Here is a 12,819-nt window from a genome sequence, read left to right as displayed (position 1 = left end):
ATTTCCAAAAATTAAGTTAAAAATTTACCTTCTTAATAACCAGTTCTTAACACTAAAAACGTCTTAACACTAGCAAACACAACCCTTTCGTTGTCAAATACAAAAGAAAAAAAGTTAAGAAAAGTTTGATGTTTATTTTTGCTAGCAACGCTAAAAAGCTGAAATTGTTATAGAATTAAAATAAAATGTTTCGATATTCCCACACAATACTCAAAAATATGCCCAAATAAACCACCGCAAACAGAAAGTTAACAAAACTTGAAGCAATGAATCCTAATAGCGATCCGGCGGCTGCTTTTAGAGCTCGATTATGATTTTGAGAATCATACATTAATTCCCCAATTAAAGCGCCCAAAAATGGTCCAATTATAATTCCAAAAGGAATTGGAGCAAAGATTCCCACAATCAAACCAATGTTGGTTCCCCATACTCCATAAGAGCTTCCTCCGAACTTTTTAGTGCCTTTTGACGGAATAATATAATCTAATACAGTAATGATGACCATTAGAACAAAAGTAATCCCTAAAACCCAGTAATTATTTTCGACAGCTTTAGTAAGATAAAGCAAAAGCAATCCGACCCAAGAGCTCGATAATCCGGGAAGAACAGGAATAAAGCTTCCAAAAATACCAACGATTACACATATAAATCCTAGCAGCACTAAAAGTAAATCCATAATATTTTTATAAGTTTGTACTTATTATTTTAAACATTTAATAGTATGAGAACTCTTGTAAAAATAGTTTTTTTTCTATTCTTTGTATTCTCCATTAGCGAAAATACGATAGCTCAATCTAAGAAACTTTCTACAGATGACAAAGCAATACAGGACAGTCTTTACACCAGCAATAAGAAAAAAGTAATAAATTTTTCTATGAGAGACTTTGATAATCTGTTTTTCGATTTTTTTAATAAAAAAAACAATCCTAATATCCTTCTGAGTAAAATTGAATTTTACACCTATACGGTTCAAATAGCAGCTTTTTCAGACAGACTTATCAAATTATACCCTGATCAAAAGGAAGTTGCAGAAAAAAACAAAGAAAATTGGCTTTCGGAAAACTATGAAGATTATTTAGAATACAAAGCTTCTCAAAAAAAATAATCGTATTTTTGTTATATCATCCAATTTTAAAACTTTGAGGCAGTTTTTCCCTTTTTTTATTTGTATCCTTTTTAATTCTTGTCAATACTTTGAGAAGCAGGTTCCGTCTGAAAAAGAATTACTTCAAAAAGAGTTGAAATCTATTAACTGGAAAGAAGTTGATGAATATCCTTCTTTGCCTGATTGCGATAAAATTGGTGATAAAAAGCTTCGCCAGCAATGTTTTTTTGAAGTGATGTCGAATCTTATTCAAGAAAAACTCAACGTTGATACTTTATCTATTTTATATCCAGAATTGGACACCATCGAAGTCAAAGTAACCGTTTTTCCTAACTCAACTATGAAGTTTGAACCTCAGTTTCCTAAAGATTCTGTAGTTTACGATACCATAAAAATTGACAGCATTCTGCACGCACGACTAGTCGATTTTCCGAAAGTAAATCCAGCCATAAAACGCGGTATTCCGGTAAAAACACAGTTTATTCTGCCTGTTATTATAAAAGCAAAAGACGAGAAGTAATTTTATAAGGAGCTAATTCCTGCTGTTCGCTATATCTTTTGCTTTTTAAAGAAAAAAGCAAAAGGATGCCGCTCCCATCAGGGCTAGGGCATTCAATTTCAAAATGAGTTATTTTCTAAATTGACGTCCTTTCCATTTATAAGAACCAAATAAACTGTACAAAGCAACAGTCGAACTAAAAAACGGATACCATAAACTACTTAACAAAAGACTTTTAATTCTGGTTTTTGTCAAAAATCTATTAGTTATTGAAAGCAAAATAAAGTCAATTGAAATTTTAGAAAAAGCAAAAATTACAAAAATTGGATAAGAGCAAATCCCTAAAAGAAGAGAGAAAAATCCGATTACAAAACTCAGATTTCCGAAGAAAACAATCAATCCAAGAAACTTTCCAAAAGTGCTGTTATACGAACTTGTTTTAGCCGCCCAACGTACTCTTTGATAAAATAAAGATTTCCAGTTTTCGGTTGGTTTTGTTGTTACAATCGCTTCTTCTGCTTTTAAATAATATACTTTTTCAGGAAACTTTTGAATCGCTTTTTGCAGTAAAAAAACATCATCTCCGCTGGCAATTTTATCGTTCCCTTCAAAACCATTTAAACTTTCGAAGAATGCTTTTGTATAAGCAAAATTAGCTCCGTTGCACATAAAACCCTTATTTAAACCAAAACTTCCAATTGTAGCGCCTTGCAGACTCGTTAAATCCAATTGCTGAAAATGATCTAGAAATGAGTTTTCACACTGATACGTTACAGCTCCAGCAAGCATGGAAACTTTGTTCTGCTGAATGTAATTATCAAAAGTCAACAGCCAATTTTCGGGAACAATACAATCGGCATCGGTTGTAATAACCCAATCGGTTTTTACGTGCTGCATTGCCGTTGTAATGGCATCTTTTTTAGGAGAATTGGAAACCCGAATATTGTTTATTTGCGAAATGTGAAATGTGAAATGTGAGAATTGAAATTTTTCATCTGAAGCATCATCAACTAAAATTACATCAAATAAATCTGTTGGATAATTTAGCTTTGAAAAACTTTCCAAAAGTAGGGGCAGATTTTCTTTTTCATTTCTAAAAGGAACAATTATCGTAAAACTTGTTTTTGGCTTTAAATTACTTTTCTGGTATTGTTTCACCTTGAAAAAACCATAAATCAGCAAAGAAATGCTAACGATATAAATGGCTAATATGGCAAACAATCCGAAAATCATTCTGGAGTTTTCGTTTTAAAATTCAGCACAAAAAAGCTTCCTAAAACTACTGGAAGAACTACGTTTAAAAACCACATTAAAGTGCTTATAAATACAACAATCCATTCGTTTACGCCCAATATTCCAAAGAAGTAAATCGCAACACTTCCTTTTACTGCAAAGTCTAAAAACTGAAAAGTTGGCAATGAAGAAGCTAAAAAGTAAACTGATGTTATCGCTGCCATCAAAGTTAAATAAGGCAAATCGACATCAAAACCTAAAAACAAAAAGTAATACTGATGCGAGAAAACCAAATAACGACAGATACCTAAAAAGATATTTTTCTGATGAACCGATTTCGGAATTTCATTGATTTTATGAATCAGTTTTTCTATCGAATATCCTTTGACTTTTATCTTTTTAATCGAGAATAATAAAATCAAAATCAGAACAAATCCGCCAAAAAGAATCAAGACTGTTTTGGCTGTAATTACATTAAATTGCGCATTGAAATAGAGTAATCCGAAGATCCCAAAAATGATCGTTAAAATCATTTGGATTCCGTTGCAGATTAAGTTTAAGAAAACCACTCTTTTGGCTTCTGATTTCGGATAATAGAGCGCTTTTCCTGCATACTCTCCTACTCCATTCGGTGTAAAAATTCCTGCTGTCAAAGCAGCCAAAACCTGTTTTGTCGCTTCATAAACCGATATTTTATGAATAACCTGCGCTAGATTCTGCCATTTCAAAATTTCGAAATAACGGTTTAAAACACTCAAAAGCAAGATAAATGAAACCCCTAAAACCGACTGATTTTTTTGGAACAAAGCAATAAACTTCTGCCAGTCTAATTTATCGTTGTTAGCCAACTGATTATAAATAAAATAAAATGCGCCGCCAACAATTAAAAGTTTGACTACGAGAACTAGGAATTGCTTAGCTTTGTGAGGAATTGAAATCATGCCGCAAAAGTAATCAATTTGAAAATGTGGCAATGAAAATGTGACAATTAGAAAATGAGTCAATTTTCTAACTTGAAACTTTAAACTTGAAACAAAAATCTCTTGACACAAGAACGCATCATATTAGGTATTGACCCCGGAACCACAATTATGGGTTTTGGATTGATTAAAGTAATCAATAAAAAAATGGAATTTCTGCAATTAAACGAATTGCAGCTTTCCAAATACGACAATCATTACCAAAAACTAAGAATCATTTTCGAGCGAACGATTGAACTAATCGAAACGCATTGTCCTGACGAAATTGCAATTGAAGCACCATTCTTTGGCAAAAATGTACAGTCGATGTTAAAGCTCGGACGAGCGCAAGGTGTTGCAATGGCAGCAGGACTTTCAAGAGGCATTCCGATTACTGAATACGAACCTAAAAAGATAAAAATGGCGATTACCGGAAACGGAAATGCCAGTAAAGAACAAGTTGCCAAAATGTTGCAACAGCTTTTAGGCTTAAAAGAATTACCAAAAAATCTCGATTCTACAGACGGTTTAGCGGCAGCGGTTTGTCATTTCTTTAATTCGGGAAAAGTTGTGGCTGGAAAAAGTTATTCTGGTTGGGATGCTTTTGTGAAACAGAATGAGGATCGAGTTAAGAAATGAGCCAATGTGCCAATTTGATAATTAGATATTTTCTATAGACAACAAATAAATTATCTAATTGACACACTCTCTAATTATCTAATTAAAAATGAGCGGTATCTACATCCACATACCTTTTTGCAAGCAGGCTTGTCATTACTGCGACTTTCATTTTTCGACTTCGATGAAAAAGAAAGACGAGATGGTTTTGGCATTAGCCAAAGAAATTGGCATGCGCAAAAATGAGCTTCTCGACTCCGCTCGAAGTGACAATGAGATTATAGAAACCATTTATTTTGGCGGAGGAACTCCTTCTGTTTTAACCAATGACGAAATAAACTTTTTAATTTCTGAAGTTTATAAAAACTATAAAGTTGTAGAAAACCCTGAAATTACACTTGAAGCTAATCCGGATGATTTGTCTGCTGAACGAATTCTGGAATTATCTAAAAGCCCAATAAATAGATTAAGTATCGGAATTCAGTCTTTTTATGAAGAAGATTTAAAGATGATGAATCGCGCCCATAATTCGGCGGAAGCCAAAAAATGTTTAGAAGAAGCGACAAAGTATTTCGATAATATTTCATTGGATTTAATTTACGGAATTCCAGGAATGAGTGACGAAATGTGGAGACAGAATATCCAAACGGCTTTAGATTTCGGCATTCCGCATATATCGAGTTATGCTTTGACGGTTGAACCCAAAACGGCTTTAAGCAAATTAATTCAAACCGGAAAAGTTGCTGAACCACAAGACGAAGTGGCTTCAAATCATTTTATGATTTTGGTTGAAATGCTTCAACAGAATGGTTTTATTCATTACGAATTATCCAATTTTGGAAAAGAAGAGTATTTCTCCAAAAACAATTCGGCTTACTGGCTGGGCAAAAAATACATCGGAATCGGACCTTCGGCACATAGTTATGACGGCGTAAAAAGAGGCTGGAATATTGCTAATAATTCATTGTATTTAAAAGCTATTCAGAGCAACGAACTTCCAATCGAAACCGAAATCTTAACTGTTTCTGATCGTTACAATGAATATATCATGACGGGATTGCGAACCATTTGGGGCGTTTCTTTAGAAAGAATTGAAAAGGAATTCGGATCAGAATATTTGAATTATTTACTGGAACAAGCTCAAAAGTTCTTAAACGACGATTTGCTATCGATCGAAAACAACATTTTAAAACCAACTCCAAAAGGAAAATTTTTAACAGATGGAATTGCTTCAGATTTATTTTATCTAAATTTGGATGAATAAAAATTAGCCACGAAGGCATAAAGGCTCAAATTTATTAAACTTTGTGACTTAGCGTCTTTGCGGCATAAAATCCAAATTTGTGTTAGCAAAAATCAACAACTTCGAAATCGACTTATCAAAACCCATTGATATTTCTATTCCATTAACCAATACAGATGAAAATCCGATTGCGTGGTACATCGAAAAACCTATTATTGAGCCTGTAGTTTTTGGCGATTGGATTGGAAAAGTTTCTGAAGGAAAATCATCTACGAATTTCAACAATATTTTCTTCAATCCACATGGGCATGGAACGCATACGGAATGCTTGGGGCATATTACCAATGATTTTTACAGTATTAACCAATCTCTAAAACAATTTTTCTTTTTTGCTAAACTGATTACGGTTGAACCTGAAAAGATTGGAGATGATTTTGTGATTACGAAAGAAAACATTTCGACTTCGCTCAATGTGACAGCAGTGGATAGCGCTTCGACTCCGCTCAGCGTGACAAACGAAGCCTTAGTTATTCGCACTCTTCCCAATCAAAAAGATAAAAAATCAAGAAAATATTCGAATACCAATCCACCGTATTTGTCTGAAGATGCTGCAATTTTCATCCGCGAGAGCGAAATTCAGCATTTACTGATTGATCTCCCAAGTGTGGACAAAGAACATGACGAAGGAAAATTATTAGCGCATAAAGCATTTTGGAATGTAAAAGACACAGTAAATCTAAATTCTGATGCAAGATTAAATGCTACAATTACTGAGATGATTTATGTTCCAGACGAAATTGAAGATGGAAATTATATACTAAATCTTCAAATCGCTTCATTTGAAAATGATGCCAGTCCATCAAAACCGATTCTATATAAAATTGCAGATTTTAGATTGTAGATTTTAGATTATTCTACTGCAAAATCTAAAATCTACAATCTAAAATCTAAAATAAAAATGATAACCGTTTGTACAGATAAAACCAAACTCGACGTTCCGTTTATACAGAATTTTTTAAAAGACATTTATTGGGCTGCGGGACGAACGATTGATGAAGTGCAAAGAACGATTGATGCTTCGGTTTGTTTTGGAATTTATTTAGAGGACAAACAAATTGGCTTTGCACGTGTGATAACCGATTATGTCGTTTTTGCCTATTTAATGGATGTTTTTATTGATGAAGAACATCGTGGAAAAGGCTACTCATCAATTTTAATTCAAGCGATGATGAATGAGCCTCAACTGCAAGAAGTTAAAATCTGGCGATTGGCAACAACTGATGCTCACTTTTTATACGAGAAATTCGGATTTACAAAACTAAATCATCCTGAAAAGATGATGGAAAAAATAGTCTAATGAAAACAGTTTTAAAACTTGAGGAAATCGCTTTATTCCTTCTTGGAATCTTTTTGTTCAACCGCTTAAATTATGAATGGTGGTGGTTTCTTACTTTAATTTTAGCTCCCGATTTATCAATGATGGGCTATGTTTTTGGAAACAAAGCTGGAGCATTTCTTTATAACATCTTTCATCACAAAGGAATTGCGCTTTTAATTTATGCCATCGGATTTTATTTTAGTATTGAAATGGTGCAATTAGCGGGAATTATTTTATTTTCACATTCGGCAATGGATCGAATTTTTGGTTATGGTCTTAAATATGAAAAAGGCTTTAAATACACGCATTTAGGTGAAATTGGTAAATAAACAGTTATGAATTTAGAAACGTTTTACGAATATTGTCTTTCAAAAAAAGGAGTCAGTGAACATTTTCCTTTTGATGAAGACACTTTGGTCTTTAAAGTGGGCGGAAAAATGTTTGCTTTGTCTTCGCTTTCTCAATGGGAAAAAAATGAGCAATCAGCAAATTTAAAATGCGACCCAGACCGCGCACAGGAACTTCGAGCAGAGTATGACGAAATACAACCTGGATTTCATATGAGTAAAGTACACTGGAATACCGTGGCTTTGAACGGAAATTTACCTGATAAATTCGTGAAGGAACTTATAGACGATTCATACGAATTGGTTTTCAAAAGTTTGACAAAGAAAATTCAAAATGAAATTATCGAATTAGAAAATTAGGCATTACATTTGCATCGTAAGAAAAAAAATTTAGCAGCTTAGCCGCTTTGAAACTTAGCAACTAATAAACAATGAAAGAACAATTTAAAAAATTTCTAAACGAAGAACAAGATCCAAAAGCGATTGAAAAAATAACTTCGAAACTTACTGATTTATTAATGAAAGGTGAAGAAGTTGGTTATATCGCCGTGCAAAAAAAGCCTGCAATTACTGTTTTTCCTGATAGTATAATCTTAACCAATAAACGTATTATTATTTGCACGCCTAAAAACTTAGGCCTTTCAATGAATTTTACAGATTATACTTGGGATGATATTACAAGCTCATTTGTAAAAGAAAATATTTTAGGTTCTGAATTTTCATTTAGCACTAATACAGACCTGATTATTTCTATAGATTACATTCCGAAAATTCAGGCTAGAAAAATGTATACCTATGCTAAAGAGCAATTAGATTTATTAAAAAATCCTGTTCAGACAGCAGCTCCAGTTCAAGAAATTGTGGAAGAAGCAGAAGTTGAAGACGAAATCGAAGAGGTAGAAACAGAAGAAGTAACAAGCTTTGCAGAAATTTTACCTGCAGCTCCAGCTGTGACAGAAACTTTTGAACCGCTTCCGACGCAACCAACTCAACCTGCTGGAGAACGTAGATTAAGTGATTTATCTAAAGAAGAACTTTTTGATAAATTACAGAATTACAAAAAACTTCTTGATAATGGTTTGATCATGCAAGGAGAATATGATGCTTACAAAAAAGAGATTTTAAGTTATATGTAATTTTAAAGTACAAAGTTCTGAGTACAAAGTACAAAGATTATTGACTTTGTCTAAAATAAAAAAGCCCGAAATAGAGATTCTATTTCGGGCTTTGCATTTATAGCTTTGTATTTAGAAACTTTGCACTTTGTACTTATAAAGTCGCTTTTTGCTTTTCTACAAATTTATGAGATTGCAGTTCCAGTAACTCTTTTGCATTTTTTCGTTGCAGATCGAATAAACCTTTATCTTCTGCAATATCAGCGTACACTTTATCATGCATTTCGGCACTTGTTTTAACCAATAATTCACGTTGGTATTTATTTTGTGTCAAAGTTGCTTTCATTGCGGTTTCGGCTTCTTCTTGCTTGAAATCGAATTCCCCTTTTGGCGCTAATAATTTAGCGATAATCGGAGATGTTTCAATAGCAAGAAACAACAACATAATGAAAAATGACGGAAGCCAAGGCAGTTTATTTAAGGCATTGATGCGCGCCATTAATCCGTCGAAACCTTCAATAATAGGCTGTGTCTGCGAAACTTTTTTATCTAAATCGGCCTGAAGCTGTACGCCAGCTTTTTCTTTTTCGGCAATTTTAGCTTCGTTTGCTTTTTTAAGTATTTCAAATTCTTTTAAGGCCGCATCGTGTTTTTCGCGTTTCTCTTTATAAACCGGACCTTTTCCTAATTTTTTAGTTCCGGTTGTTCCTTCGGCTTCAGTAATATAAACTGAATATAAATCGTTTACTTCTTTCTCTTTCTTTACAATATCCGCTTTAAGCGCAGCAATTTCAGCTTTATTTTTATCTAAATCCGTTTTGAAATACGTTCCAATTTGTTTTTTGTTTGCCAATTCCATTTCGTTTTTCTCTTTCAATAAAACGGTATTGATTTCTTTTTCGAAAATCTTAATCTCCAAAGGCTTCGAAATTACAATTGCAATAATAATAGCCAAAGCAATACGCGGAGTTGCCTGAAGGAATTCATCTAAGAAACGATCTCTTTTTTTAATCGTAGAAACGATAAATCGGTCTAAATTGAAGATTAGTAAACTCCAAACAAATCCGAAAATTAAAGCGGGATAAATAGAATCGAAAACAGTAAAAAGCGCATAAGCACTGGCTAGAAAAGCCATAACTGCCGTAAAGAACACGGTGGCGCCAATACCAACGTATTTGGTTTGTTCGCCTTCTGAGCAGTCTTTCAAGAGATCACGGTCGGCTCCTGAACATAGGATAAAAAATTGTTTTAACATGATTGATGATTTTTGATTGTGATTGATATGGCAAATTTAACGCCAAATTTTCAAATACAGTCAAAATATCAATTTCTTTTTAGTTGTGAATCAAACGTTTGAAAACGCAATGTTAGTTAAACATTAATAATTATAAGCAATAACTGACTAATCATAACACTATGTTAATTTTTTTTCAAGGCTTTAGTAATACACGGGTCTTAGTTTCGCAACCGAAATTAAACTAAACACACACAATGAAAAAATTCTATCTATTAACAGCATTCTTTTTATTCGCCTTTACAGGTTTTGCTCAGAAGGCTATTATATCTGGAAAGATATTAGACGCCGATGACAAACTGCCTCTTCCTGGAGCAATGATTCAAATTGTAGGCGAGAAAAAATACACCGTTTCTGACTACAACGGTCGTTTCGAATTATTAAATATTAATGAAGGAACTTACCAAGTTGAAGTAAAATATATTGGATATACTTCTTTAACTCAAGAAATAAAAGTGGAGCAAGGAAAAAACAACGTAATTGATTTTTCTCTTAAAGCTTCTGAAAATGAACTGAAAGAGGTTATTGTTGGAGATATCTTAAAAGGTCAGGCAAAAGCGCTGAATCAACAGAAAAATAACAAAAACATCGGAAACGTAATTTCTTCAGATCAAATGGGACGTTTCCCAGATGCTAACGTTGGAGACGCTTTAAAACGTGTTCCAGGTATCACAATGCAGAATGATCAAGGTGAAGCGCGTAACATTATTATTAGAGGTTTAGCTCCATCTTTGAACTCTGTAACTTTAAATGGTGACCGTATTCCATCTGCTGAAGGAGAGAACAGAAACGTACAAATGGACTTAATTCCATCTGATATGATTTCTACAATCGAAGTAAACAAAACACTAACATCAGACATGGATGCTGATGCAATTGGGGGTTCTGTAAACTTAATTACAAGAGCAACTCCAAACGGAGAAAGAATTTCTGCAACTCTTGCAGGAGGTTATTTACCAATTCGTGACCATGCTTCTTATACTGCTGGTTTTGTTTATGGTAACCGTTTTGCAAATGATAAATTAGGAGTAGTTTTTAGCGGATCTTACAATAATGTGGATTACGGTTCTGACAACATCGAAAACGAATGGGTAAAAGATGAGTTTGGAAATGACTATTTACAAGCTTCTGAAATTAGAAAGTATGATGTACAGCGTATCCGTCGTAGTGCTTCTGTTGCTTTAGATTATAAATTCAATGACAACAATACGATTTTTGCAAATGCAATCTACAACTGGAGAGATGATAGAGAAAACCGTTTTAGAACTACTTACGATGATATTGAGCCACTTTATAATGGCGAAGAAATTGTTGGTTTTGAAGGTCGTGTAAAACGTCAGACAAAAGGTGGTTTAGACAACAATAGAAACAAAAACAGAAGATTAGAAGACCAGAGAGTACAAAACTATTCTATTCGTGGAGAGCACTTAATCAATTCAACATTAGATTTAGATTGGTCTGCTAATTATGCAAAAGCTAGAGAATACCGTCCGGGTGAGCGTTATATCGAATACCGTCAAAAAGGCCTAGAAATGTTCGAAGATTTATCAGATATCAGATTTCCTTTAATTACTACCGTTGGCGAGTCTTTTGACGAATTTAAATTTGACTCTGTTACTGAAAACACAGACGAAACAAGCGAAAGCGAATTTGGTGCTAAAGTAAACATTCGTTTCCCATTCTCTGTAATTGCAGGAGAAAAAGGAAGATTGAGAACGGGTCTTAGACTTCGTTTGAAAGAAAAAGAAAGAAACAATATGTTCTATTCTTATACACCGCTTAACGATGATATGGAGTTATTATCGCAAGTTCCGACATCTTATTATGATGGAAAAGATTTTAATCCAGGAAGTAAATATGTTCCAGGAACTTTCGCTTCAGCTTCTTACTTAGGAAGTTTAGATTTGAATAATGCTTCTCTATTCGAAAAAGAAGCAGATCCAGCAGAATATTTAGCTGTAAATTACAATGCTAAAGAAAGAATTACTGCTGCTTATGTAAGATGGGATCAGGATTTTAACGATAAACTTTCTATGGTTTTAGGTTTCCGTGTTGAAAATACTCATATCGATTATACAGGAAACCGTGTATTAGACGAGGAAGAATTAGAGAGCAAAATCAACAACACCAACTCTTACACTAATTTATTGCCAAGTATTTCATTCCAATACAACGCAACAAAAGATTTAGTTTTGAGAGCTGCTGCTACAACTGCATTAGCTAGACCAAACTATTATGCATTGGCTCCTTATGTAAACAATATCGCTGCCGATAAAGAAATTACAGCTGGAAATCCAGATCTTAAAGCTACTTATTCATACAATTATGATTTCATGGCTGAGAACTATTTCAAATCTGTTGGTTTAATTTCTGGAGGTGTTTTCTACAAAAGATTAAACGATTTCATTTACAACTACAGCGACAATCAATATACAGATGCGAAATTTGCTGCAGATTTCCCTAATCAAGTAAACCCAGTTCCAGCAGGAGAAAACTGGTCTTTCTTACAATCAAGAAATGGAGAAAATGTAGATGTTTACGGGTTTGAAGTTGCATTCCAACGCCAATTGGATTTCTTGCCAGGTAAATTCCTAAAAGGTTTTGCAATCTATTTGAACTATACTTACACGCAATCTAAAGCAAAAGGTATTGCCGATGAGGATGGAAACGAAAGAAATGACATCAGTCTTCCTGGTACAACGCCACATATGTTTAACGGATCTTTATCTTGGGAAAACAAACGTTTCTCTGCAAGAATCTCAACCAACTTTACATCTGATTACTTAGACGAATTAGGTTCTGAATCTTACAAAGACAGCTACTATGACAAACAGTTTTTCTTAGATGCCAATGCTGCTTACAAGATTACTCCAAAACTTCGCTTTTTTGCTGAAGCTAATAACTTAACCAACCAACCGTTACGTTACTACCAAGGAGTTGCTGCTCATACAAAACAAGCTGAATATTACCAGCCACGTTACAATTTCGGATTGAAATTAGACTTGTAATCTGAACTTTTTTAAAATTC

The 12,819-nt window shown here is 33.7% G+C and carries 14 protein-coding genes; 10 read left to right on the top strand and 4 right to left on the bottom strand.

Annotated elements, in window-relative coordinates; all coding sequences use genetic code 11:
* Positions 1 to 175: 175 nt before the first annotated feature.
* Entirely contained in the window at positions 176 to 676 is a 501-nt protein-coding gene (locus QLQ95_RS10260; protein ID WP_482503682.1) for a DUF456 domain-containing protein, read from the bottom strand.
* Between the two features lie 45 nt (positions 677 to 721).
* Between QLQ95_RS10260 and QLQ95_RS10255 the strand changes: the two genes are divergently transcribed.
* Positions 722 to 1,105, top strand: coding sequence for a hypothetical protein (locus tag QLQ95_RS10255; protein WP_095928175.1), 384 nt, complete (start codon positions 722 to 724; stop codon positions 1,103 to 1,105).
* Between the two features lie 34 nt (positions 1,106 to 1,139).
* Complete coding sequence (locus QLQ95_RS10250) at positions 1,140 to 1,625, top strand: hypothetical protein (RefSeq protein WP_095928176.1); 486 nt, start codon at positions 1,140 to 1,142, stop codon at positions 1,623 to 1,625.
* A 108-nt stretch (positions 1,626 to 1,733) separates the two neighbouring features.
* Here the strand turns inward: QLQ95_RS10250 and QLQ95_RS10245 are convergent, their stop codons facing one another.
* Positions 1,734 to 2,837 (bottom strand): glycosyltransferase family 2 protein, encoded by a 1,104-nt coding sequence (locus QLQ95_RS10245; RefSeq protein ID WP_482503680.1) that lies wholly within the window; start codon positions 2,835 to 2,837, stop codon positions 1,734 to 1,736.
* On the bottom strand, positions 2,834 to 3,778 hold the full coding sequence (locus QLQ95_RS10240) for a hypothetical protein (RefSeq protein ID WP_428237297.1): 945 nt from the start codon (positions 3,776 to 3,778) through the stop codon (positions 2,834 to 2,836). Before QLQ95_RS10240 ends, QLQ95_RS10245 begins: the two co-directional genes overlap by 4 nt.
* A gap of 102 nt (positions 3,779 to 3,880) precedes the next feature.
* On the opposite strand from QLQ95_RS10240, the gene ruvC reads away from it, so the two are divergent.
* The 7 genes from ruvC (at position 3,881) to QLQ95_RS10205 (ending at position 8,518) form a co-directional block, all read left to right on the top strand.
* Positions 3,881 to 4,435 carry a crossover junction endodeoxyribonuclease RuvC gene (gene ruvC / locus QLQ95_RS10235; RefSeq protein ID WP_095928179.1) on the top strand — a complete coding sequence of 185 codons (555 nt, stop codon included), beginning with the start codon at positions 3,881 to 3,883 and terminating at the stop codon, positions 4,433 to 4,435.
* Positions 4,436 to 4,523: 88 nt separating this feature from the next.
* Positions 4,524 to 5,678 (top strand): radical SAM family heme chaperone HemW, encoded by a 1,155-nt coding sequence (gene hemW, locus QLQ95_RS10230; protein ID WP_482503677.1) that lies wholly within the window; start codon positions 4,524 to 4,526, stop codon positions 5,676 to 5,678.
* Positions 5,679 to 5,757: 79 nt separating this feature from the next.
* Positions 5,758 to 6,558: a cyclase family protein gene (locus QLQ95_RS10225; RefSeq protein ID WP_095928181.1), complete on the top strand. Its 801-nt coding sequence runs from the start codon at positions 5,758 to 5,760 to the stop codon at positions 6,556 to 6,558.
* Positions 6,559 to 6,615: 57 nt separating this feature from the next.
* Positions 6,616 to 7,014: a GNAT family N-acetyltransferase gene (locus QLQ95_RS10220; protein ID WP_482503675.1), complete on the top strand. Its 399-nt coding sequence runs from the start codon at positions 6,616 to 6,618 to the stop codon at positions 7,012 to 7,014.
* Positions 7,014 to 7,364, top strand: a complete 351-nt coding sequence (locus tag QLQ95_RS10215) for a DUF4260 domain-containing protein (RefSeq protein ID WP_320493479.1) — start codon at positions 7,014 to 7,016, stop codon at positions 7,362 to 7,364. The genes QLQ95_RS10220 and QLQ95_RS10215 overlap by 1 nt, the downstream gene beginning before the upstream one ends.
* Before the next feature lie 6 nt (positions 7,365 to 7,370).
* Positions 7,371 to 7,742 carry an MmcQ/YjbR family DNA-binding protein gene (locus QLQ95_RS10210; protein ID WP_482503673.1) on the top strand — a complete coding sequence of 124 codons (372 nt, stop codon included), beginning with the start codon at positions 7,371 to 7,373 and terminating at the stop codon, positions 7,740 to 7,742.
* A gap of 71 nt (positions 7,743 to 7,813) precedes the next feature.
* On the top strand, positions 7,814 to 8,518 hold the full coding sequence (locus tag QLQ95_RS10205) for a PH domain-containing protein (RefSeq protein WP_095928185.1): 705 nt from the start codon (positions 7,814 to 7,816) through the stop codon (positions 8,516 to 8,518).
* 133 nt (positions 8,519 to 8,651) lie between these two features.
* On the opposite strand, the gene QLQ95_RS10200 is transcribed toward QLQ95_RS10205, so the two are convergent.
* A complete protein-coding gene (locus QLQ95_RS10200) occupies positions 8,652 to 9,752 on the bottom strand; it encodes a DUF4407 domain-containing protein (protein ID WP_095928186.1) in 1,101 nt (366 codons plus the stop codon).
* Positions 9,753 to 9,988: 236 nt separating this feature from the next.
* Between QLQ95_RS10200 and QLQ95_RS10195 the strand changes: the two genes are divergently transcribed.
* Positions 9,989 to 12,799: a TonB-dependent receptor gene (locus QLQ95_RS10195; protein ID WP_482503670.1), complete on the top strand. Its 2,811-nt coding sequence runs from the start codon at positions 9,989 to 9,991 to the stop codon at positions 12,797 to 12,799.
* Positions 12,800 to 12,819: the final 20 nt, after the last annotated feature.

The sequence above is a fragment of the Flavobacterium sp. B330r genome, assembly GCF_056824325.1.
The sequence above is the reverse complement of the archived record's forward strand: the minus strand, read 5'-3'. Positions and strand labels throughout refer to the sequence as shown.